This is a genomic window from Acinetobacter sp. WU_MDCI_Abxc222 (assembly GCF_025514755.1).
Classification (GTDB): domain Bacteria; phylum Pseudomonadota; class Gammaproteobacteria; order Pseudomonadales; family Moraxellaceae; genus Acinetobacter; species Acinetobacter geminorum.
Genome location: NZ_JAHPVG010000003.1, coordinates 48,150 through 71,903, shown reverse-complemented (window position 1 = coordinate 71,903; position 23,754 = coordinate 48,150). Strand labels below are relative to the sequence as shown.

At 38.0% G+C, this 23,754-nt stretch carries 22 protein-coding genes; 10 read left to right on the top strand and 12 right to left on the bottom strand.

From position 1 onward, the window contains the following. Positions 1-117 precede the first annotated feature (117 nt). From fis to KTJ10_RS06275, 8 genes are all read left to right on the top strand, one after another. Positions 118-387: a DNA-binding transcriptional regulator Fis gene (gene fis, locus KTJ10_RS06310; protein WP_001086304.1), complete on the top strand. Its 270-nt coding sequence runs from the start codon at positions 118-120 to the stop codon at positions 385-387. 85 nt (positions 388-472) lie between these two features. Next, on the top strand, positions 473-2,047 hold the full coding sequence (purH, locus tag KTJ10_RS06305) for a bifunctional phosphoribosylaminoimidazolecarboxamide formyltransferase/IMP cyclohydrolase (protein WP_025465553.1): 1,575 nt from the start codon (positions 473-475) through the stop codon (positions 2,045-2,047). A 123-nt stretch (positions 2,048-2,170) separates the two neighbouring features. After that, the gene (purD, locus tag KTJ10_RS06300) at positions 2,171-3,457 is read left to right on the top strand and encodes a phosphoribosylamine--glycine ligase (protein WP_262441607.1); all 1,287 of its coding nucleotides are present in this window, start codon (positions 2,171-2,173) and stop codon (positions 3,455-3,457) included. Positions 3,458-3,929: 472 nt separating this feature from the next. Further along, complete coding sequence (locus KTJ10_RS06295) at positions 3,930-4,802, top strand: MetQ/NlpA family ABC transporter substrate-binding protein (protein WP_262441606.1); 873 nt, start codon at positions 3,930-3,932, stop codon at positions 4,800-4,802. Positions 4,803-4,877: 75 nt separating this feature from the next. Further along, positions 4,878-5,903, top strand: a complete 1,026-nt coding sequence (locus tag KTJ10_RS06290; RefSeq protein WP_262441605.1) for a methionine ABC transporter ATP-binding protein — start codon at positions 4,878-4,880, stop codon at positions 5,901-5,903. Further along, entirely contained in the window at positions 5,900-6,595 is a 696-nt protein-coding gene (locus KTJ10_RS06285; protein WP_086265897.1) for a methionine ABC transporter permease, read from the top strand. Before KTJ10_RS06290 ends, KTJ10_RS06285 begins: the two co-directional genes overlap by 4 nt. A gap of 152 nt (positions 6,596-6,747) precedes the next feature. Then, positions 6,748-7,479: a hydroxyacylglutathione hydrolase gene (gene gloB, locus KTJ10_RS06280; RefSeq protein WP_151282935.1), complete on the top strand. Its 732-nt coding sequence runs from the start codon at positions 6,748-6,750 to the stop codon at positions 7,477-7,479. 359 nt (positions 7,480-7,838) lie between these two features. Next, positions 7,839-8,042: a hypothetical protein gene (locus tag KTJ10_RS06275; RefSeq protein ID WP_002119766.1), complete on the top strand. Its 204-nt coding sequence runs from the start codon at positions 7,839-7,841 to the stop codon at positions 8,040-8,042. Positions 8,043-8,206: 164 nt separating this feature from the next. On the opposite strand, the gene KTJ10_RS06270 is transcribed toward KTJ10_RS06275, so the two are convergent. Together KTJ10_RS06270 and KTJ10_RS06265 are read right to left on the bottom strand one after the other, a co-directional pair. Next, the gene (locus KTJ10_RS06270) at positions 8,207-9,505 is read right to left on the bottom strand and encodes a dicarboxylate/amino acid:cation symporter (protein ID WP_086265895.1); all 1,299 of its coding nucleotides are present in this window, start codon (positions 9,503-9,505) and stop codon (positions 8,207-8,209) included. A gap of 449 nt (positions 9,506-9,954) precedes the next feature. Continuing rightward, positions 9,955-10,527, bottom strand: a complete 573-nt coding sequence (locus KTJ10_RS06265; RefSeq protein ID WP_262441604.1) for a TetR/AcrR family transcriptional regulator — start codon at positions 10,525-10,527, stop codon at positions 9,955-9,957. A 137-nt stretch (positions 10,528-10,664) separates the two neighbouring features. Between KTJ10_RS06265 and KTJ10_RS06260 the strand changes: the two genes are divergently transcribed. Continuing rightward, positions 10,665-11,867, top strand: a complete 1,203-nt coding sequence (locus KTJ10_RS06260; protein ID WP_262441603.1) for an MFS transporter — start codon at positions 10,665-10,667, stop codon at positions 11,865-11,867. 38 nt (positions 11,868-11,905) lie between these two features. Here KTJ10_RS06260 and KTJ10_RS06255 read toward each other — a convergent pair whose 3' ends face one another. From KTJ10_RS06255 to KTJ10_RS06235, 5 genes are all read right to left on the bottom strand, one after another. Continuing rightward, positions 11,906-13,057 carry a sterol desaturase family protein gene (locus KTJ10_RS06255; RefSeq protein WP_262441602.1) on the bottom strand — a complete coding sequence of 384 codons (1,152 nt, stop codon included), beginning with the start codon at positions 13,055-13,057 and terminating at the stop codon, positions 11,906-11,908. A 225-nt stretch (positions 13,058-13,282) separates the two neighbouring features. After that, complete coding sequence (locus KTJ10_RS06250; RefSeq protein ID WP_262441601.1) at positions 13,283-14,629, bottom strand: PQQ-dependent sugar dehydrogenase; 1,347 nt, start codon at positions 14,627-14,629, stop codon at positions 13,283-13,285. A gap of 172 nt (positions 14,630-14,801) precedes the next feature. Further along, positions 14,802-15,221 (bottom strand): PH domain-containing protein, encoded by a 420-nt coding sequence (locus KTJ10_RS06245; RefSeq protein ID WP_262441600.1) that lies wholly within the window; start codon positions 15,219-15,221, stop codon positions 14,802-14,804. A 67-nt stretch (positions 15,222-15,288) separates the two neighbouring features. Then, the gene (locus KTJ10_RS06240) at positions 15,289-17,118 is read right to left on the bottom strand and encodes a DUF1302 domain-containing protein (protein WP_262441749.1); all 1,830 of its coding nucleotides are present in this window, start codon (positions 17,116-17,118) and stop codon (positions 15,289-15,291) included. A 101-nt stretch (positions 17,119-17,219) separates the two neighbouring features. Further along, on the bottom strand, positions 17,220-17,825 hold the full coding sequence (locus KTJ10_RS06235) for an RBBP9/YdeN family alpha/beta hydrolase (RefSeq protein WP_262441599.1): 606 nt from the start codon (positions 17,823-17,825) through the stop codon (positions 17,220-17,222). Positions 17,826-18,115: 290 nt separating this feature from the next. Here KTJ10_RS06235 and KTJ10_RS06230 point away from each other — a divergent pair, with 290 nt between their 5' ends. Continuing rightward, positions 18,116-19,126 carry an AraC family transcriptional regulator gene (locus KTJ10_RS06230; protein ID WP_262441598.1) on the top strand — a complete coding sequence of 337 codons (1,011 nt, stop codon included), beginning with the start codon at positions 18,116-18,118 and terminating at the stop codon, positions 19,124-19,126. A gap of 92 nt (positions 19,127-19,218) precedes the next feature. Here KTJ10_RS06230 and KTJ10_RS06225 read toward each other — a convergent pair whose 3' ends face one another. From KTJ10_RS06225 to KTJ10_RS06205, 5 genes are all read right to left on the bottom strand, one after another. Next, the gene (locus tag KTJ10_RS06225; protein WP_262441597.1) at positions 19,219-20,229 is read right to left on the bottom strand and encodes a YeiH family protein; all 1,011 of its coding nucleotides are present in this window, start codon (positions 20,227-20,229) and stop codon (positions 19,219-19,221) included. Continuing rightward, the gene (locus KTJ10_RS06220) at positions 20,222-20,530 is read right to left on the bottom strand and encodes a Rieske (2Fe-2S) protein (protein WP_087087876.1); all 309 of its coding nucleotides are present in this window, start codon (positions 20,528-20,530) and stop codon (positions 20,222-20,224) included. The genes KTJ10_RS06225 and KTJ10_RS06220 overlap by 8 nt, the downstream gene beginning before the upstream one ends. A 14-nt stretch (positions 20,531-20,544) precedes the next feature. After that, entirely contained in the window at positions 20,545-21,201 is a 657-nt protein-coding gene (locus tag KTJ10_RS06215) for a DsbA family oxidoreductase (RefSeq protein ID WP_262441596.1), read from the bottom strand. Beyond that, on the bottom strand, positions 21,198-22,547 hold the full coding sequence (locus KTJ10_RS06210) for an MFS transporter (RefSeq protein WP_262441595.1): 1,350 nt from the start codon (positions 22,545-22,547) through the stop codon (positions 21,198-21,200). The genes KTJ10_RS06215 and KTJ10_RS06210 overlap by 4 nt, the downstream gene beginning before the upstream one ends. A 117-nt stretch (positions 22,548-22,664) precedes the next feature. Then, positions 22,665-23,717: a 3-keto-5-aminohexanoate cleavage protein gene (locus KTJ10_RS06205; RefSeq protein ID WP_212511154.1), complete on the bottom strand. Its 1,053-nt coding sequence runs from the start codon at positions 23,715-23,717 to the stop codon at positions 22,665-22,667. Between the last annotated feature and the right edge of the window lie 37 nt (positions 23,718-23,754).

The following is a 23,754-nucleotide window of genomic DNA, read 5'->3' as shown; positions in this document are numbered from 1 at the left end:
AATTGTTCTTATGTTTTAGAGTCACTGTTTTAGGATCTAAAACAGGACTCCGTATTTTTAGACCACATTTATATACTACTTTACCCAAGTTAGTATTTGATTTTCGGATTAACTCGCATGAATAGCAAATCTCCTATTTTTACTGCACAATCTGATGTTGCTCTTCGCATCCACGTGGATCGCGCAGTTCGTCATTATTTTGCACAATTGCAAGGTGAGCAACCATCTCAGGTATATGACATGGTGCTAGCAGAAATGGAGAAACCTCTTTTATCTGTAGTTCTTGAATATACACGTGGTAATCAAACACGTGCTGCAGAAATTCTTGGACTCAACCGTGGCACTTTACGTAAAAAGTTAAAAGCTCACGGTTTAATGAGTGAATAAATGATAAAATGCTCACGACGTCGTGGGCATTTTTTTATGCTTATTGGTTTTAATCCGTAGACTTGAAATTGTTGAATTAAACATCATGACTATTAAACGTGCTTTGATTTCTGTATCTGATAAGACAGGAATTGTCGAATTTGCTCAAAACCTTGCAGCTTTAGGGGTAGAACTATTATCTACAGGCGGCACATATAAGTTGCTTAAAGATAATAATATCGCGGTTGTTGAAGTATCTGAACATACTGGCTTCCCTGAAATGATGGATGGCCGTGTTAAGACTTTACATCCAAAAATTCATGGCGGTATTCTTGCTCGTCGTGGTTTAGACGAAGCAGTTATGGAAGAACACAACATTGATCCGATTGATCTTGTTGTTGTAAACCTTTATCCATTTGCTGCAACTGTTGCAAAACCTGACTGTACTCTTCCTGATGCAATCGAAAATATCGACATCGGTGGTCCTACAATGGTTCGTGCGGCTGCTAAAAACCATGCTTCAGTAGGTATTGTAGTTAATGCTTCCGATTACGACACTGTAATCAATGAATTAAAAACAGCTGGTTCACTTTCTTATGAAACGCGTTTTGATTTAGCTGTTAAAGCATTTGAACATACAGCTCAATACGACGGCATGATCGCTTCTTACTTAGGCGCTCGCGTTGGTAAGACCGAAGGCGAAGCTGACTTATTCCCTCGTACGTTCAATACTCAATTGAACAAAGCACAAGATTTACGTTACGGTGAAAACCCACATCAATCTGCTGCTTTCTATGTTGAAGCAAATGCAAAAGAAGCATCAGTTTCTACTGCAAAACAGTTACAAGGCAAAGAATTGTCTTATAACAACATTGCAGATACAGATGCAGCACTTGAATGTGTTAAATCATTCGCAAAACCTGCTTGTGTCATTGTAAAACATGCTAATCCTTGTGGTGTTGCTGTTTCTTTAGACGGCATTAAAGCTGCTTATGATTTAGCTTATGCGACTGACCCTGAATCTGCTTTCGGCGGTATCATTGCATTCAACCGTGAATTAGATGTTGCAACTGCTCAAGCAATTGTAGAGCGTCAATTCGTTGAAGTGATTATTGCTCCAAGTATCGCTGATGGCGTACTTGAAGTAACTGGCGCTAAGAAAAACGTACGTGTTTTAGTATGTGGCGAGTTACCTGCAATTGATGCACGCGCACCGCAACTTGACTACAAACGTGTTAATGGCGGCTTACTTGTTCAAGATCAAGATTTAGGTATGATCACTAAAGATGATCTTAAAGTAGTCACTAAGCGTGCGCCGACTGAGCAAGAAATTGATGACCTTATTTTCGCATGGAAAGTTGCGAAATATGTAAAATCAAACGCAATTGTTTATGCTAAAAACCGCCAAACTATTGGTGTAGGTGCAGGTCAAATGAGCCGTGTTAACTCAGCTCGTATTGCTGCAATTAAAGCTGAACATGCTGGTTTAGTTGTTGAAGGTGCGGTAATGGCTTCTGATGCATTCTTCCCGTTCCGTGACGGTATTGATAATGCGGCTAAAGCTGGTATTAAATGCATTATTCAACCAGGTGGTTCTATGCGTGATGAAGAAGTAATCGCAGCAGCAGACGAAGCTGGTATTGCAATGGTCTTCACTGGTATGCGCCATTTCCGCCACTAATTTAAATTTAGTCCTCCCTAACCCTCCTTTTATTCAGGAGGGTTTTCCACAATAATGGAGCTAAACTCCACCTTGATGGATAGAGGGGGATGAAAAGGATTAAAGTTAAGGAACAAATTAAAAATGAATATTTTAGTTTTAGGTAGTGGTGGTCGTGAACATGCTTTAGCATGGAAAATCGCGCAAGATACCAAAGTTACTAAAGTTTTTGTTGCACCTGGTAATGCGGGAACTGCAACTGAAGACAAGTGCGTTAATGTTCAGCTTGATATTTTAGACAACCCAGCAATTATCGCCTTTGCTAAAGAAAATAATGTTGAACTTATTATTGTGGGTCCAGAAGCACCTTTAGTGAATGGTGTGGTAGATGCTGCTCGCGAAGCAGGTCTAAAAATTTGGGGACCGACTCAATATGCTGCACAGCTTGAAGGCTCAAAAGCATTCGCTAAACATTTTTTAAAGCGTCATAACATTCCAACTGCTTTTTACGAAGTATTTACAGAAGTTGATGCAGCTAAAGCTTATGTTGAAAAAAATGGTGCACCAATTGTAATTAAGGCAGATGGTCTCGCTGCTGGTAAAGGTGTAATCGTTGCCATGACCAACGAAGAAGCTTTTGCTGCAATTGATGACATGCTTGCAGGCAACAAATTTGGTGATGCTGGTTCACGTGTTGTAATTGAACAGTTCCTCGCAGGTGAAGAAGCTTCTTTCATTTGTATGATTGATGGTAAAAACATTTTACCAATGGCAACTTCACAAGATCACAAGCGTATTTTTGAAGGGGACCAAGGCCCTAATACTGGCGGTATGGGTGCTTACTCTCCTGCTCCAGTGGTAACTTCTGAAATTTTCGAACGTGTTATGACTGAAATCATGCGTCCAACTGTTGAAGGTATGGCTGCTGACGGACATGTCTACACTGGTTTCTTATATGCTGGCTTAATGATTGATGAACAAGGTCAACCACGTGTAATCGAGTTCAACTGTCGTTTTGGTGATCCTGAAACTCAACCAATCATGATGCGCTTAAAGTCATCTCTTGTTGAATTGGTAGAAGCTGGTATTGCCGGCAACTTACCAAAAGAAGCTGAATGGGATGAACGTAAGTCAATCGGTATCGTACTTGCAGCCGAAGGTTATCCTGATAGTGTACGTAAAGGCGATGTAATTTCTGGTATTGGACAATCACCAGAAGATACTAAAATCTTCCATGCAGGCACTGCAACTCGTGAAGATGGTCACATCGTGACTTCTGGTGGTCGAGTTCTTTGTGTAACCGCACTAGGCGACAGCGTACTTGAAGCACAAATTAATGCACTTGAAGTATGCGGACAAGTAACCTTTACAGGTATGCAATATCGTAGTGACATTGGCTATCGAGCAATTGCACGAGAAAAAGCTGAATAAAAGTTAATAAAAAAGCTTCCTATTTAGGGAGCTTTTTTATTTTTTGCCACACTATAAGAAAATGATATAAATTTTTTTATAAGATTAATTAAGATATCTACAAATAGAAAAAAGCCCTCTATATCAACTACATTTTTATTGCTATCATTAGCACAAAGTTGTAACTGTCATCAGACACTGCTGTTTTAATAAATTCCATAAAGACTTGCTCTACAAATTATGCCTGTAGAGAGTTTTTTAATATTCTAAATTTATGAATGCTCGTTTGGCTACTGTTGGGGATGAACTGTTTGGGGAAACAGTTTTTGTTTATTAAACAATTACCCTCTGTTATAGCCAAAATATGCAAGCAAATTATGGAACCCCAGAAAAAGATAACAGAGTTTAGACTAGTTGTAATTCCAACTCCTCTCTTTTCATATTGATATAGATCAATCCTTATTGTTCTATATCTTAATCAGGACTTTTTTAAATGAAAAAGCTGATCAGTCTTTTTTTAAGTATGTCAGTAGTATTATTGACAGCATGCAGTAAAGAAGAAAATGCTCAACAAGCCGAACAAAACAATGATAGCTCTAAAGTACAAAAGGTAGTAATTGCCTCTACAGGTTCGGATGCTGACATTTGGCGTTATATCGCAACTTTACCTGAAACCCAAGCTGCTGGACTGAAGTTAGAAGTAAAAAACTTCTCAGACTCCGTTTCAATGAATACTGCAATTGCAAATAAAGAAGTAGATCTGAACGCATTTCAAGCTTATTCTTATCTTACTGCATTTAATAATTCAAACCCCGATAAGATTGCAGCGGTTTCTACCACTTATATTGAGCCAATGGGGATTTATTCAAGTAAATACAAAAAAATTGAAGAACTTCCTGAAGGTGCAATTATTTCAATCCCGGATGATGCTGCCAGCGAATCTCGTGCGCTACTCTTGTTACAAACTGCTGGCTTAATCAAGCTTAAAGCTGACTTTAATCCTATTCAGGGCAGTCCAATTGATGTTATCGAAAATCCCAAAAAGATCAACATCAAACCAATCAAAATGGAAACTGCATTACGTCTTAAAAATGAATTTGATGCAGTTGTATTAAATAATACCATAGCACTCGAGGGAGGTTTAAACGTACTCAAAGATTCTATGTTCTATGAACCTATTGATCAAATCTCAAAAATTAGTGTAAACGTTCTAGCAACTACTGAATCACGTAAAAATGATCCTGTCTTGCAAAAAGTTGGTAAGCTTTACCACAATGCAGCTGTTAAAAAATACGTTGAAGAACACTTTGGTGGAACAAAAGTTGACGTAGACAAACCAATCAGCTATCTCTCAGAAGCTAAATAGTAATATAATAGCTGCAACGCGAAACAGGCAAAAACTCTTTGCCTGTTTTTTCTTTTCAGCATAGTTTTTGACGACATGATTCAATTTAAAAACATTTCAAAGCACTATCAGCTTAAAGGCCAAACCATACGAGCTCTGGACCAAATTAATTTGGAAATTCCTGAAGGGAGTATTTTTGGTATTATTGGCTATAGTGGTGCAGGTAAAAGTACTTTAATCCGCCTGATTAACTTACTTGAACGACCAAATGAAGGTCAGGTTATCATTAATCAAAAGGACTTCACTGCTTTGGATGCGCGTTCATTACGTCAGGAACGTGCAAATATTGGTATGATTTTTCAGCACTTCAATTTGCTACAAACCAAAACGGTTGCTCAAAATATCGAAATGCCAATGCGTCTGCTGAATTACAATAAAGCAGAACGTGAAAAGCGCTTAATTGAGTTATTGGAGTTCATTGATCTTAAGCATAAAAAAGATGCTTATCCTGATGAACTTTCTGGCGGCCAAAAGCAACGTGTCGGTATTGCTCGTGCTTTGGCAAATCATCCAAAAATTCTTTTGTGTGATGAAGCAACCTCTGCCCTAGACCCGCAAACAACCAAGTCTGTTTTAGAGTTACTCAAGAAAATCAATCAAGAGCAAAAAATCACAATCGTTATGGTGACCCATGAAATGGATGTCATTGAAACTGTTTGTGATCATGTAGCTGTGATGGAAGCTGGTAAAGTGATTGAGCAAGGCTCAACGATTGACATCTTTAGTAATCCTCAACATCCGACGACTAAAAACTTTATTCAAACTGTGTTACATCAACAGTTGCCTGTGAATATTTTAAATCAACTCGAAAATCAGCATCACCATAGCATCTACTGTTTACAGTTTTTGGGCCGTTCTGCTCAAGAACCTGTAATTCAGTCACTGATTAAACAATTTGATATTAGTTTAAATATCTTATTCGCCAACATGACTGAAATTAACGGTACTGTCATTGGTCAAATGTTTGTGCAACTTTTAGGTGAGCCTCAGTTGATTAAACAGGCTATCGAGTTTTTAGAAAAAAATGAAGTGAGTGTAGTTCAATCAGGAGATCAAGTATGAGAGATTTAATCGTACAGTGGTTAACTGAACTTACTCAGCCTTTCTGGCACAGTTCCCTTTCAATAGATCAGTTTGTAACAGCATTGCAAGAAACATTTCATATGGTGTTTTTTGCGCTTTTATTTGGTGGTATTTGGGGTTTCATCCAAGGTGTTATTCTGCTTGTAACTCGCCCAGAAGGCATTCTACCAAATAAATTTATTTACCATTTGCTCAATCCAATTGTAAATGCGCTACGCTCTCTCCCATTTATTATTTTACTTATTGCAGTTATTCCTCTTACCAAGCTATTGGTAGGCACTTCAATTGGTACTTGGGCAGCGATCGTTCCTTTAACGATTTACGTTGGTCCATATATGGGACGTCTGATTGAAACTTCATTACTTGAAGTAAATGAAGGAATTATTGAATCTGCTCAGGCTATGGGTGCTACACCTTGGCAAATTATCTATCGCTTTATTTTGCCAGAAGCACGCAGTTCGCTCATCTTAAACTTGACCACAGCAACAATTAGCCTAATTGGCGCAACAGCAATGGCTGGTGCAGTTGGCGCAGGTGGTATTGGTGATTTAGCGATTTCTTATGGTTACCAACGTTTTGATACAAGCGTTGTGATTTTAACAGTGATTATCCTATTGCTCTTAGTACAGATTGTACAGACGCTAGGTAACTGGCTCTCTAAGATCCGTTAAATTATTTATATAAAAAGCTCCCGAAATGGGGGCTTTTTTGTTTCATATAAGTCATTCTCATAAAAAGGTTGAGTGAGTGGATTAATACCATTTTCTGTTATTATCAAAAATAGTGATTACTTACTCTTTGGATTTGGTTTTAGGATAAAACAATGCGTTATAGAATTCATTTTATTGATGTACAAAATGCCCTCCAAAACTATATCTGGATTTTAGAAGACACGGAAACCCAAGAAGCTGTTGCAGTTGATCCAACAGAAGCTGATCTTGTGACTCAATTTTGTCAAAATCATCAACTCACTTTAAAACAAATCTGGCTCACTCATTGGCATAAAGACCATATCGGTGGTGTTGCGGATTTATCGGCTGCCCAAAATATTAATGTCTATGGTCCACGTGATGAGCTCACAAAGATTCCGGGAATTACTCACCCCTTACAGCACAATGACCATCTAAAGTTTAATGAATTAAAAGTAGAGATTATTGCGACCCCAGGTCACACCTTAGGGCACATTGTGTATTTTATTGAAGAGTTAGAAGCTGTATTCTGCGGTGACACTTTGTTTGCAATGGGATGTGGTCGATTATTTGAAGGTACGGCTGAACAAATGTATCACTCACTTAGTCGTTTAGCAGCATTACCAACACAAACCAAAGTTTATTGTACGCATGAATACACCCTTTCAAATGCCGAATTTGCCTTAACGGTAGAGCCACATAACCACGCCTTATCTGAACGAGTTGAAGAAGTCCGTGAGCTACGTAATAAAGGATCAATCACTCTACCAAGTACCATTGAACTCGAATTAGCAACCAATCCTTTTCTTCGTGCAGAAAGCGCTGAAGACTTTGCTCATCTACGGTCACTTAAAGATAATTTTTAAAATTAAGCTTCTTATACAAAGATACAGTTTCATTTAAAAAACTGTATCTTTTTTGCATAGGGTTGTTGATCGTAATTATTTTTTACATTTACTTTATTTTAATTTCGTCCTTATTTAAAAAATATTATTCATTCCATATTTTCTAAACAATGCTCAAACAAACAACACCTTAACTAAAAAAAATCTTATTTTTTAGTTACATAACACCTTCATATTTTTATAAAATTAAAAATATTTCTTTCTCTATTTTACTTTTTTTACAAGTTGCAAAATAAAACAAAGTTTTCCCCCTTTAAAAAATCTAATTAAAACCCTATTAATAAATGAGATGTAATGCCACGGATAGAAGGAGTTCTCACGTGAAAAAGGTTGTTAAAGCTAAAAATTTGATTGCGTTTCGTATTTGGTTAGAAAAGTTAGGGTATTCAGTTAAAAATCTTGCTGATGGAAAAGGTTTTACTTTTAGTTTTAAAAAAGAATATGGTTTAGTGACCTGTGATTTAGCAGGTAATTCATTAGCGATGCAATTAGGTGAAGAGTTTGAGGATCACTTAAAAGCATAATTTTTACGACTCGATTTTAATTACAGTATTGTCTTTTTTGAAAGATAAGTAATATTGCAAAACTTTAGATTGGTTTAATTAAAATATATTGTTAGATATTAAACAAAAAATCTGTAGCAGGGCTACTCTCCCAAATTGCCCTCAGCTACAGATTTTTTATAAGATTATTCTGCTTTAGGGTTCTTTAAAGCTTTGTCTAAAAGATCTTTATCTAAAGCTTTATCCCATCGTGCTACAACAATTGTTGCGCAAGCATTACCAACCAAATTTGTTAATGCACGACATTCAGACATAAAACGGTCAATACCAAGAATTAAGGCCATACCTGCTACAGGAACAGCGGGTACAACCGATAAAGTGGCAGCCAGAGTAATAAAGCCTGCACCTGTCACCCCTGCTGCACCTTTTGAACTTACCATTGCAACAAGAAGCAACGCAATTTGCTCAGTAATTGATAAGTCTACATTACATGCTTGTGCAATAAACAAAGCCGCCATAGTCATGTAAATATTTGTACCATCAAGGTTAAATGAATAACCTGTTGGAATAACCAAACCTACCACCGATTTTTCACAACCAGCTTTTTGCATTTTATCCATTAAAGATGGTAAAGCTGCTTCAGAAGAACTGGTCCCTAAAACTAACCAAAGTTCATCTTTGATATAGCGAATTAAGTGAATAATTGAGAAGCCGTTATAACGAGCTACCGCCCCTAAGATCACTATGACAAATAACACTGCCGTAATATAGAACGTCATAATTAACAGTAATAAATTACCAATCGATTCGATTCCATATGCACCAATAGTAAAAGCCATTGCACCAAAAGCACCAATTGGAGCAAGCTTCATTAACATACCAACAAGGTAGAAAACAGGCGCTGTTAAGTTATTTAAGAAATCAGTAATCGGACGTGCACGGTCGCCCAATGCAGCTAACGAAATACCGAATAACACCGCTACAAATAGAACCTGCAAAATCTCACCACCAGCAAGAGGGCTGACTAACGTTTGCGGGATAATATTCATAAAAAAGTCGGTAATATTTGTCGCATGCGCTTTTTCAACGTAAGTATTGACTTTATCGTTGACTAAAGTAGCTGGGTCAATATTGAGACCTTTACCCGGTTGAATAATATTTGCCACAACCATACCAACCACAAGCGCCAAGCTTGAGAAGGTAAGAAAATAAAGCATAGCTTTACCAGTTACACGGCCAACTCGACTCATGTTTGTCATACTGGCAATGCCTGTAACAACAGTTAAAAAGATGACGGGAGCAATAATCATTTTAACGATCTTGATGAATGCATCACCAAGCGGTTTTAAACTTTCGCCAAGTTCTGGGTAAAAATGACCAATTAAAATGCCCAAAATAATTGCAAAGATGACCTGTACATACAAAATTTGGTGAAACTTCTGCTTTTTCTGTACCGTTTCTTGGTCAAGGGTATTGAAATCCATTATCTAAATACCTTTTCGATGGGGATAAAAAAATAAAATATAAAGCGCGCACCACAAGCCGCCTTATCAAGGAAAAGCCATTGTAAAGAATAAAAAACAGGCTGTGTTATAAATTTAAAAAATGTAAAATTCAATAATCATGTAATAAATCATATAAATATCATGTTCATTCTCCCCTTTTTTAAATTAAGGATCCAACAAAAATTATCCATAAGTTATTATTTAAGTTAAATATTTTAATTAAAATTAGGCACAAAAACAGCTATAGATACTTAATTATGCCTTAGAGCACTATCATTTATTAAATAAATGATTTTATAAAAAACATATAAATTATAAATTATGAGGATTTAATTTAAAAATAATAAGCAAAATTGATATATGATTTTATAATCAACATAAGATTTTAACTATTTTAAAAAACAGTTAGATTCACATGCTGTTTTCTATTAAATAAAATCAGAATGTGCTTTAAATAACTGTGCTAATAAACTATGAACATAGTCTAGGCTTAAAGCTCGATCAGTGAATAAAATTCGAAATAGCATAGGTGCAATAACAGTCTCGATAATTTCTTCATTACTTATAGTAGGTTCATTACGCGATTTAGCTCTTTCTTGAATAATATCGAGTTGCTGCATAATTAGAGTTTCACATTTTCGAGCATTTGAAGAATCAGTTGTATATAGTACATCCCGTAGTAATGTTTGCCCTACTTCAGAAGAATACTCCTCAAAATATTGTTCAATCCATGCAGTAATATCCCGCTGAAATGAACCTAAATCTTTTGGTTCCATATCAGGTTTAAGTTCATTTAGGGCTACATCTGAAAATAGCTGATTAATATCCCCCCAACGGCGGTAAATTGTTGAAGGTGTTACTCCTGCCTCATGAGCAATCATCGGTATAGTAATTTGGCTCTGTTCAAAGGTTTTTTGAAGCTCTTTTACCGCTTGATGCACCGCAGTTTGAATTCTTTCACTACGACCACCAGGACGTAAGCCAGTAACAACTTTTGCCATTTATAAACTCTGTAAAGGGATCAAAAAATTTATAGATATTTATATCTACATACAAAATACACTAAAGCTAAGGATTTGCTTTAGTGTAAAAATAATGTATAAAAGCTAAATATTCGCTTTTATGTTATTCATCTTATATGAACAATTCAAGTTCAAAACGGTCTGGATCAGTTTTTCAGTTAGATAGTGCAAGTGCATTGACACTCAATACAATCACGCTCATGACTTTTATGGCGGCGTCTAGTGCACCGACTCCACTTTATCGTCTATACCAACAGCTTTGGCAATTTTCACCTGTCACTTTGACTTTAATTTTTGCAACTTATGCTTTTACTCTGCTGGGTTCATTACTGATTATTGGTTCTTTATCTGACTATATTGGACGCCGTCCTGTCATTATTGCAGCCATTTTTCTGCAAATTATTTCGATGAACTTTTTCTTATTTGCTTCAGATGTTTCGATGTTATTTATTGCACGGGGCTTACAAGGAATTGCAACAGGGCTTGCTGTCTCGGCTATAGGCGCAGCAATTTTAGATTTTAGTAAGCTTCAGGGTTCGCTTATTAATAGTATCGCACCAATGGTCGGCATGGCTGTTGGTATATTTCTAACTTGTTCTATTTTGCAATTCTCTGCCCAACCATTACAGCTTGTTTTTGAATTCTTGTGTCTTCTTCTTATTTGTGAACTCATTTTAAGTTTTTTTACTCCAGAGACAGCCCAGAAAAGATCGGGTGCACTTGCCTCTTTAAAACCCAATATGGCTATTCCGCCACAAACAAAAAGCGCTTTATTGAGTATTAGTCCAATTAATATTGCTCTTTGGATGGTCAGTGGTTTCTTCTTATCACTTATGCCCTCTTTACTGGCAAAAATTTTCGAGACATCTTCAGCGTGGTTAAACGGAATCACCTTCATGGCGCTAGCACTCTCAGGTGCAGCCGGTATATTAACGCTTAGGAAGTCGACAAATTACCGTATTTTATTAACAGGTACTCTTTCAATTGCTATTGGTTCAACTGTTTTATTTTTAGCAATTAATCTTACAAGTGCAGTAGTTTTATTTCTCGGTTCTATTATTACGGGAGTGGGTTTTGGTACAGCTTTTATGGGCGCAATCCGCACAGTAATGCCTCTAGCTTTACCAGAAGAACGTGCAGGTCTTATGGCTGCATTTTTTGTTGAAAGTTACTTGGCATTTAGTATTCCTGCAATTTTAGCTGGCTATTTTGTTGGAAAAGTTGGACTCATGCATACAGCAAATAATTATATTTGTTTTATTATCTTACTATCGCTTGTTGCCCTTCTTCTGATTTTTAAAAACTTTAAAAGTAAATAAGGATTAAAAAACAGCCTCTATTGAGGCTATTTTTTATTTCATTGATCACGCCAAGGTTTTAAAAACCGCTTTACATACTTTTTAAATGGCCATGTAAATTGTTTTATAAAACTATTTGGAATTTTATAACCTACCGTGCCATACACGCTTGCCAAATGATTTGGCATATATACACTTTTGAAGATGACATCATATAGAGGAATAAAAGCAGCGTAATTTTTATCAATGGCTGGTTTTTCTGAAGAGTGATGCCAATGGTGGAATTCTGGTGTAGCGATAATCCAGCGCAAATATGGAAAACGAAAACGCACATTGGAATGAATAAAAATAGCGTGAAATGAAATAAAGATTAAATAAGCAAAAACAGCTGAAGTATGAAAACCTAACAGGAAAATCGGTAAAGTCGCAATAAAACGGGTCATGAGCACTTCAATGACATGCAAACGAGAAGATGCTAACCAATCCATATATTCAGTCGAATGATGAATCGCATGAAAGCGCCATAAGAAATTAACCTCATGCATGGCACGATGTAACCAATACACCGTAAAATCGACCACAATAAGTAATTCAATAAATTGCAGCGAAATTGGCTGAGCTTGTACATAAGGTACAATTGGATTATCGGGCAAATGTGTAATCCAATATTGAATTGGCATAACCGTTAAAAAGCTGAATAATTGAATCCCAATATGACTGACCATGAAATATTTCATATCGGTCACCCATCCTACTCTTAATATTTTTTGTTCAGGATTCTTAGCAAAAAAGCCTTCAAGTGGAATAAAAATGAACGCTAAAATAAATAAAGTTAGTACAAAATAATCGATACCTGCATAAAACGGTACACTTGGTAAAACAGGTGCCTCAATAACACCACAACCCAAAACCGCTGCCACAAGTGAAAAACACAGCCCGTAAAACCCATATCTGTTTTGACGGATAATGGCACTAAAAGCACCGAAACCAGCACTAATAACAATGCCTGTGATCAGGCCATAATAAAAAAGGTGATAGTGTTTTGCGTAAAGAGGACGGAGTTCTGGAGTGGTTAATACACTGGGAAATAAAAAACATAATGCACCAAACAGACAAAGTAAGCTGAGTGACATGGAAATAAAGGCGCTAATTTTCCCTAAACCTGCGTTAAGCTCTAAATTCTCAAATTTTGCTCTTAATTGATCAGTCATAATTCATATACAGTTCTTATTGTGTATAACGCGAATGCTATCAAAATTTAATAATAAATTGTAAAAAGAACCAGATTTAACTCAGACTAAAAATAGATAGATAAAGAAAACTAACTAATTCACTAAAATTCAGGCAAATTAGTTAGTTATTTCAAAATATTTATTTATCTCATACTGTTGAAATAAGATAAAAATAATGAAGTCATGAAATGAGATTTAGACCATTTATTTTTTATATGGAGTCTCATAAGTCGTCTCAGCAACTGGTGAAACGCGCCAGATCGTATTACCCACATCATCTGCAACTAACACAGCACCTGAGAAATCAATTGCCACACCCACCGGACGCCCATATGCTTTGCCTTTATCGCTGAGGAATCCAGTCAAAATATCTTGCGGTGGACCTGAGGGTTGCCCACTTCTAAATGGTACAAAAATGACTTTATAACCACTGTGAGGCTTACGGTTCCAAGAACCATGCTGACCAATCAATGCCCCTCCTCTAAATTGCGGCATGAGTTCGGCTGTATAAAATGTGAGGCCTAAAGAAGCCGTATGGTTGCCTAGCGCATAGTCGGGTTTAATTGCACGAGCAACCATTTCCGGATTTTGCGGTTTTACTCGCACATCAACATGTTGGCCATAGTAGCTGTAAGGCCAGCCATAAAAAGCACCGTCTTGAACCGATGTCATATAATCGGGTACTAGGTCACTCCCAATTTCATCACGTTCATTAACCACCGTCCAAAGTTTACCGCTTTGAGGTTGCCAAGCCATACCATTAGGATTACGCAGTCCTGTTGCAAATGGGCGTGACTGACCACTTGCAATATCAAACTCTGTAATTTGTGCACGACCTTTTTCTTGATCTAAACCATTTTCAGCAACGTTACTGTTAGAACCAACGGTAATGTACAGCTTGGTTCCAGCTGGGTTAGCAATTACATTTTTTGTCCAATGATGGTTTAAGGCACCACCCGGTAAGTCCAATACTTTGGTTCCACTGGCTGTAATTTGAGTTTCTCCTTCTTGGTAAGGAAAACGCACCAGTGCATCCGTATTAGCGATATATAAGTTGTTACCGACCAATGCCATACCAAATGGAGAATTTAAGTTTTGAAGAAATACCGTTTTCTGGTCAGCGACGCCGTCTCCATTAGTGTCACGAAGTAAGCTAATACGGTTTGCACTTGGATGAGATGAGCCTGCTCGTCTCATCACAAAAGACATGATTTTACCTTTAATACCTTTGCTGTCTTCTGGTTTAGGCGGTGCATCTGTTTCAGCAACTAATACATCGCCATTTGGTAACACATAAAGCCAACGCGGGTGCTCAAGTCCTTTGGCAAATGCTTTAACCTTTAAACCTTCTGCTGGTTTTGGCATTACCCCACTCGGCCAGCCTTCTGCTGGGGCTATATTAACGGTTGGTAATAGGCTTGATTTAGGTTCAGGAAGTTTTGGGTCTGGCCCATAACTATCAGTAATTGGATATTGAGAGGATGAAGCACATCCTGCCACAAGAACTACAACTGTAGTGCCTAAAATTGGCATTAAAAAACGTGTAAGCATCTTTTATCTCCATTTCTTATTTTTTCGCAATAAGCACAGAGTAATGCTTTAGAAGAAAGACTTATAGTTTATTTATTTAACCAAACTAAGGATTACCGTCTATATTTTCAAAATTTTAATACATAACTAGTGTTTTCTAGACATTTAAAAGACTCTATTTATCAACGACACATTAATACTTAGCGTTAGGATTATTGCGTAGCATATTTAAGAAACCCTCTTTATCTTTTGGCGAGATCATTACTGTAGCCACTCTGCCATCTTTCATATAATAAATTTTAAGCCGATCTAGCGATAATGCTGGAGAGGAAAGTGGATTATGAGTAGGTTCTATGCGAGTAATATCATTAATATTAATTTTCCATCGAAACACTAAACTCCTAATAATTAAGGTATTGTTTTCTACTAGATAATAGGTATTAAAGATGGGAAGCCAAATAACCAAAATGACTAAACTATAAATGGCGAGGTGCGGAAAATTTGAAGCTAAAGAATAATGATAATTTGCTTCATAAATTTTCATAACGATATTGGCAGTGATCACAACAAATATTAATAAAAGCCACCAATCAATTTTTGATCTAAATTTCAAAATTTATCCTCCACGTCTAAATATCATTTATAACGAGTCTTTCTATATTTTTTATAAAATAATTGAACTAAAAATTAGCTTTAAATGTTAATGATACAAAATCTCGATCATCTATCGTGCTAAATTCATTAGAACCAAAAAAATTATTATAGGCAATCTCTGTTGTATATTTTTGCTGATAAGTCATAGATAAAGCCGCAGTTACACTCATTTGCCCTTCTTGAAAGTTTTGGCTATATCCATAAACATCATGTCTAAAACTAAGACTTGGCGTAATCACGGTAGAGGGTAAAATATCTTGATAATTTAATGCGCCACGTAATCGGTAACCAAATGACCATTCATTAAAAAAACCGTTTTTATTACAAAAGCGTTCATTTAAATTGTCTATTTCTGCATTGGTAAGATGAGCTGTACCATACGTCGTACATTTAAACTCACCTGTTTCAGGATTATAAGCACCTGTTGAAAGCTCACTACGACCAAATGCGCCTGTCCGGCCAATCCGATGATTACCAATATCTGCAATATGGTTTAAGGCAAACTCTGTAGACCATGTCAGCGAATTTGCACCCAAAATATTGAATATGTTGTCAGTTGCTCCAACCGAAAATTGTGTTACGGGTAAGCGTACATATCCTTGAATATATTGACCTAATTCAACAGTTTTTCCCGGCGGTGCAAATGGTGTTCCTTCCGATAGCACTTGAGCATAGACAATGTCTGTGCCGTTTAGTTGTAAAGGTTGATTAGGTTTGTGGGTTAATTCACTAAAAACGGTTGTTGTTCCAACTTTCCCAGTCAAACTTAATCCAAACATTTTGATATTTTCAGGATAGATAGAAAAATAACTCGCGGTATTAAAATGTTCGGGTCCTGCTGCTGTTACGGCCGTTCCATCAAAGTTTGCATTACGGCTATGGTAATTCGCATAGTAAATACCTAACTCAGCATTATTTAAACTGGGTAATGTCTGTTTTAAAGCAATGCCATATTGGCCGTTATCCTTTGCTTTTCTACTTTCTGCACGTGGAATATAGGTACGTAAACGAATTGCGGTATCCGATAATTTATCTCCACCTCCAGCAATCAGAACTGGACCTGCATTTTCGGGCACAAAGTCTGAAATCTCAAAGAAAGTTCCGTTACCATCAACAACTGAAGGTCTAAATTTAAATTGATAGAACCCTTCTATTTTCAAATTTTTATTAATGCTTGTGTCGAATGAAAACATTTCGGTTGGAATGATTCTTTCTTTTGCATCCCCACCCGGTCGGTTAATCGCGGCAAAATCAAATGCACTCACCGAATTTAAACCGTTTTGAAAAAACTGAGATTTCCCCCAATTTAAAGTCTGTTTGCCTAATTTTAAATTGATGCTTTTTCCACTGCCCAGTTCAAAATCTTTCCATATATAAGCATTCCATAAATCGATACCTTTGAACTTTGCGAGCCTTGGCCACGCTGAATCATTAAAGGGTTTAAAGTCTCCGTGCCCTGTCTCATAAGCATGGTCATACCAGTATTTAGTGCTAATGACCGCACCCTGCTGTTTTCCATTTAGCTTAACTTCGGTTATGCCTCTGATGATCTGTGAAATGGCATCATATTTACTAAAATTCATACGCCCATCATCACCATTCACATCAATGCTAGCGCCTTGTTTGCCTATTTTGTTTGCATCAGGCCGATAAAGTAATGAAACGGATGGGTCTTGTGTACTCCAACTAGCACCTAAGCTTAATGTCGTCCTTGTCTCGAACTTCCAGTCTTTATCAATATCAAAATTGGCTGCATTTGCTTTAGACATGAATAAAATTAGGCTTAATGAGACACCTATTTTTTGAATATATAAAACGTGATTATTTCTTTGATTTAAATAGACGTAATGACCCATCATATTATCTCCCTATAAATATGATTTTTCTTATTTATTGCTTATTACCCAAAGCCATCCATTGGCTTTTAAATGGTTTACATAAGCAGGTATTTTTTGTACTAGGCAGGTTGTTCGACCTGATCTAATTGTTGAATGAATTGTTCAGCTAAAGGCCAATAGCCAAAGCCAGATGCAGGGTTTAAATGCCCTACTTCACCTAAATTTACGAGTTGACTCCCCCACTTTTCTGCCATTTCACTTACAACTTCATAACGAGCTAAATGGTCATTGGTGCTTGCAACCAAAATGCTGTCGAAAGGTAGTGTTTGATTCGGTAAAGGACTCCATCCTTCTTGATAAAGTACAGTTGGGCTTGGATAATTTTCTGGCCAGCTTTCGTTTAAGTCAGGGGGAGCTACAAGTAAAGCACCCTGAATTGGTCTTTGATATTTTGCAGCCCAGTGTATTGTCATCAACACGCCTGCGCTGTGTGCAACCAAAATGACAGGCCCTTGTATTTGTTCGAGTTGTGCCTGAATAGCAGCAACTCTATTTTCACAATTGAGTTTATTGGTTTGCACAGGTGGTACAGAGCGAACCTTTGCTAGCTTTGTTTCTAAGATTGTTTGCCAATGCTCGGGAACATGATCGCGTAACCCCGGAATAATTAAAATTGTTGCTTTGGTTTGTATTTTTTCCATTTCGACGCCTGTGAATTTTGCCATCTAGGATGCATAAGAATTTTTATAAAACTCCACTCACAATAAAGGCTCATTTCAGTTAATGGTGTACATAAGACGTCACGGACTTTTCATTTGACGACACATCTTTTTTAAAGTTCGTAAATTAATTAAAATAGTTTTTGTAATTACAAATGAATTAAAAGAACAGGTTTAAAATTAAATAGACATCACGATTAGGCTCTTAAATAAAAGCTTTTGTAATGTGGATATTTTAGTTATAACTAGATATGAGCTGTAAGGAATATGGCTGATTAAGAACAGGAGATAATAAAATGGTGCCTCTTGCGCATACCGCCTCTTTAAAAAATTATTTGGCAGTTGCTCAGCAATTAGATCTAAATCCCTACCATTTATTATCACGTGTTGGGCTTAGTCAAACCCAATTGAATGATCTTAAACAACGTATTCCTGTAGATAAAGCCATTACCTTGCTTGAAGAATCAGCCCAAATGAGTAATTGCGATGTTTTCGGATTACATATGGCAGAGCAACGCGAAATCGCGGATTTTGGTGAACTGAGTTTATTATTAAGTTACCAATATACCTTGAGAGAAGCACTACAAACGATTGTTCGTTATAGGAATTTACTCAACAACTCACTTGAAATATATATAGAAGAAATTGACGATACGGTTGTTATTCGAGAAGAAGTGGTAACGACAACTTGCGGTTATAGTCGTCAAGCGACTGAGCTTGCTTTAGGGATTACCCATCGTTTTTGTGCAGCACTGATGATGCAAAAATGGCGACCGTTAAGTGTACACTTCACTCATAACCCGCCTAATGATTTATCTTTGCATCGGCGGATTTTTGGCTGTGCGCTCGAGTTTGGTAGTGACTTTAATGGCATTGTTTGTACGGCGGCTGAACTTGATACAACAAACCCTCAAGCAAATCTGGCGATGGCTAACCATGCACAGCGTTATTTAGATATTTTGCAGAATAGTAATGAATCGACCATGATTTTTGATATTCGTAAAAGTATTTATCTTCTTTTGCCAATGGGCCGCGCTACTATTGATCAAGTCGCTCAAACACATGGTATTCATGTACGAACTTTACAACGTCGATTAGAAGAAGCTCAGACGAGTTTTAGTGATTTAATGAATGAAGTACGCAAAGATCTCGTATTTCGTTATTTAAAAAATCTAAATTATTCACTTGCTCAAGTGTCTGATATTTTAGGTTACTCAATGCCGAGTTCTTTTACCCGTTGGTTCATTAGCCAATTTGGTATGTCACCGAATATGTGGCGTAGTCACAATAAAGCCCTGCTCAATTAATTTCTCTTTATGTGAAGCCAAATGAAGTCATTTAAAATATAAGGAAGCTGGAGAACCACTCCACAGCTTCCTTAAAAATCTAATTTTTAAAATTAAAACCACAAGCGCATAAGCCCAAGAACCAATATCACTAAAAAGATGCTTTCACCGATCATTAAAAGAATCGGTTTAATGCCGACCGATGCTAATTCTTTTAACTGAGTTTTCATTCCTAAAGCACTAATTGCAATGACTAAAAACCAGCGTGATAAATCATTGATCCCATTTTGAACCATTGCTGGTATCCATCCTGTACTGTTAATACAAGCGAGTAGTAGAAAGCCAACGGCAAACCAAGGCAGCAATGGTGGCCGCTCTCCTGTTGAATCTGCTCCTTGCATACGGGTAATCATGGCTGCACAAACGATTACTGGAAGCAGCATTGCCACACGCATGAGCTTAACTACAGTCGCCGTATCGCCTGTTTGAGTAGACATGCTATAACCAGCGCCGACCACTTGCGCCACATCGTGAATCGTAGCACCAAGAAACACACCAGCCGCTTGTGGCGATAACTCTAGCCACTTCGCAATCATCGGATAGACGATCATTGCAAAGGTTGAAAGTGCCGACACGCCAATCACGGTAAACAAAGTCGCCTTTTCTTTTTGCGGATGATTTGGAAAAGCAGCGGATAGCGCCAGTGCGGCTGAGGCACCGCAGATTGCCGTTGATCCACCAGTGAGCATGCCAAATAGTTTTTGGAAGCCTAAAATTTTAGCGGCAATAACAGAAACTGTAATTGTGACAACAACCAAAGTGACAACTAACGCAACTGGTTGCCAACCTAGTGCGGTAATTTGTCCTAAAGTTATACGCATACCGAGTAACGCGATGCCCATCCGCAGCACACTACGTGCGGTAAACTCGATACCTGCCTTACATTTACTTTCAGCCGCTAAAAAATTCACGCTCATGCCGAGCAGTAGTGCAAATAGCATAACTGGCGCGCCATAATGCTCTGATAAAAAACAGGCAGCCGCAGCAACGACCGAACTGACCACAAAGCCTGGTGCCAATTCTCTTGTACGTTGGGAAAATTTTTTCAAAACTAAACTACTCATGATTTTCCCCACAACCGATCACAATAAATACCTTGTCCTCGATCACTTCTACGGGATAGGTTGCAACTTTGAGCTGAGCAGAATTAACCAAACAGCCATTTGTTAAATCAAAGCGTAGACCATGGGCACAACACTGAATCACTCGTCCTTCTAGACGTCCACTAAATAGCGATGCGCCCTGATGAGGACAACTGTCATCGATTGCATAAAATTGAGTCGCAACGTTAAATAGTGCGAGAGTTTTATCTCCAATTTTAAAAAAAGCCCGCTCACCTGAATGCGGTATTTTCTCAAAAGGCACTTCAAATCGGTTGGTCATATCAACTCTCCTTGTGCCAGCATTGCCTCTTGCATCGCTTGATAAAGCGCATCTGCTGATTGCGCGCCCACCAATGCAGAAGCACGATCAAAAATAAAATAAGGCACGCCATTACCTCCTGTACTTGCAGAGATAAAATCTTGATGGTCTTGAATAAGCAAATCTTTGATCAGTTCACGCGGGAAACCACAGCGTTTGGCGATTTTGTATAAAGTGGTGGTATTTCCGATGTCTAACCCATCATAAAAATATGCAGCAAAGAGTTGTTCTAACAACGCATTGCACTGCTCAGGAGTTCCTATCTTTAAAGCTTTATCAAATAAGCGATGAGCTTTGGCTGTATTTGGCATGCGTTTAATTTGCTCAAAATCGATCTTGAGCCCAACTTTATTTGCAGCGTTATTGACCTGTTCTTGTCTCATACGAACTGCTGTCAAACTATCTAACCGTTTCAAATAAAACGTTTGAAAAGGTACACCTTCAACAGCTAAATCAGGTATAAGCTGAACACCTCGCCAGTAGACGATAACATTGACTTTGGGGTGAAGCTGATAAAATCTATTTATAGCGATCAGTAACTGACGTTTTCCGATCAAACACCAAGGACAAATAAAGTCAAAAAATACATCAATATGTAATTGCCGAATCATCATTTGTTATTCATCCCGCATTTTTGGATTTGGTTATCTGAATGATTTTTGAGCTCAGTTATTCCTTGCTGCTCAAAGCGTGAGATATCTTTGTGATAATGGCGTTTGGCATAAAAAAATATGGCTGCGGCTGCAATACTGACCAACGGCATGAGTTGAAATGCGCTATGTAAACCAATCACATCAGATACTTTGCCAACGACTAAAGGACCAAGAGCCAAACCAAGAAAATTATTAGCTAAGGTGAGTGTTGCAAATGCAGAGCCATGAACTGAGTTATGTGTGAGATTAGCCACCATGGCACTAGATGGACCATTGGTTCCTAGAGCAATAAACATTCCGAGACAAATGAGAAGTAACTGGTTACGTCCCGCAGGCACAGCAAAAGCAATTAATAAAAGAACACAACCGAGCAAGCAGTATGTAATCGCTAAACTGACCTTACGATCTGGACAGTTACGGCCCAAATAGTCACACAACATGCCGCATAGAATTGTGCCTACTGCACTACATAGCAGAATGATCGCTGCCATCACACCTGCCTTGTCGGTACTCATGCCGTAATAGCGATTGAGATAACTCGGCATCCAGACAATTACTGTGCCACCAACAAATAATTGCAGACCACTACCAATGTAAGTGGCAATGACTGAACGACTTGAATATAAAGTTTTTAAAGGGCTTTTAATGTGCTGAGTTTTACTACGAATTTTATTTTGAGGTGCTGCGTTTATTCTGTTTTCTTTCACTAAAATTGGATATAGAAAAGCCAAAATGAGACCAAATAAAGCAATGCTTCCAAAAGCCCAACGCCAACCGAAATGCTGTGCAAGTACACCACCTAAAGCCACACCCAAAAACGAGCCAAATACGCCACCCGCCATAAAAGCACTGGCGAGTGTTGCACGCATTTCTCGTGGAAAAACAGCCACAACCACGGCGATTCCAACGCTGCCATAAGCAGCCTCACCCACACCAACCATAAAACGAGCAATAAACATCTGCTCATAATTTTCAGCAAGCGCACATCCTAAAGTCGCCAAACTCCATAACGTCGCCATAATGGCCAAGCTTTTCACTCGCCCAAAACGGTCTGCCATTAATGACAACGGCAGAGTCAATAAACCCACCATTAAGGCGACAATGCCACTGAGCAAACCTAACTGACTATCGCTGAGCAACCACTCATTTTTAAGTAAAGGAAAAACTGCGTTTAAGACTTGTCGAGACATGTAATCTGAAATGAGCAGACCAAATGTCAAAGCAAAAACAAGCCATGCATAACGACGAGGTATACTGATTGACGAATCAACATCGCTCATCTGATCTGAATACTGATGTGCATTCATACGACCTCCTTGTATTTTTTATAATTTCTATTTAGCTAGTGCAGCAAGGCACTTTTAAAATCAAAGCGAATAAGCTGCACTACAATTGAGGTCTAAATTCCGTTAGACCTTGTCACATTATTTACGCTGCGGCACGCCCTTTTGCCCTGCTTTACGGTTGGGTGCCATACCATTCGCGATTAGGGTTTCTTCAATACTGTTGTATTGCACCCCAATACGATAAATTTCACGGGCTTCTTTTCCTGAGGCAATTTCACGGCCTAGTTCATGAGCAATTCGAACGGTTTGCTTAATTTGCTCTACAGATGAAAAACGGCGTCCGTGATGATCAATGATCGTGTCTTCGTTGCCCACACGGGCATGTAAACCCATTGCCATCGACATGGTATTAAAAGGCAAAACATTTTTGAGTAGAGACTCAGATGTCAAAGTACATCCATCGGGTACGCGATGAATAAAATTAAAGAAATTAAATGGGTTTGGACCATCAAAACCACCGCCGATTCCAATCCAAGTTAAGTTTAACGGCCCCATGTACAATCCTTTACGCACCATACGTTCTAACGTCTCAAGACCATGCATACCCGTTAATTGAAAGTGCGGTTGAATATTGTTTTTACATAAGCGTTTAATATGTTCGGCAACCCATGCAGGCCCTGCTGGCACAGTCATCTCTGCATATGCTGCCTGAGTCGCTGGATGTGCCAATGAAGTCCCTTCTAAATATTCAGGATAGAGCAATTCCATAATATTCATTTGTGTGGTGTTAATTGCCACCGTAACCTGATCGGGCTTTGGAGTGAGTTCGGCCAACATATGTCGGGTGTCATCACTTAACCATAGAGCTGCCTCACCTTCACTCTCTGGTGCAAATGAAATCGAACCACCCACCTGAATAATCATGTCAGGTACAGCTTCACGAACACCTGCGATGAGTTCATTAAATTTTGACAAGCGTTTAGAGCCTTTGCCATCAAGCTCACGGACATGTAAATGCAGCACTGTCGCGCCTGCTTCATAGCACTCAACTGCTTTTTGTATTTGCTCATCCATGGTCACTGGAATATCTTCGGGAAAGTCTTCTGGCATCCATTCGGGTCCATACGGCGCAACCGTGATTACCACTTTTTCCATATTTTCTGGGTGCAATGAGTCGTCAAAGAATTGCATGTGCATCTCCTCATATATTTTTTAGAATTTTCAATTA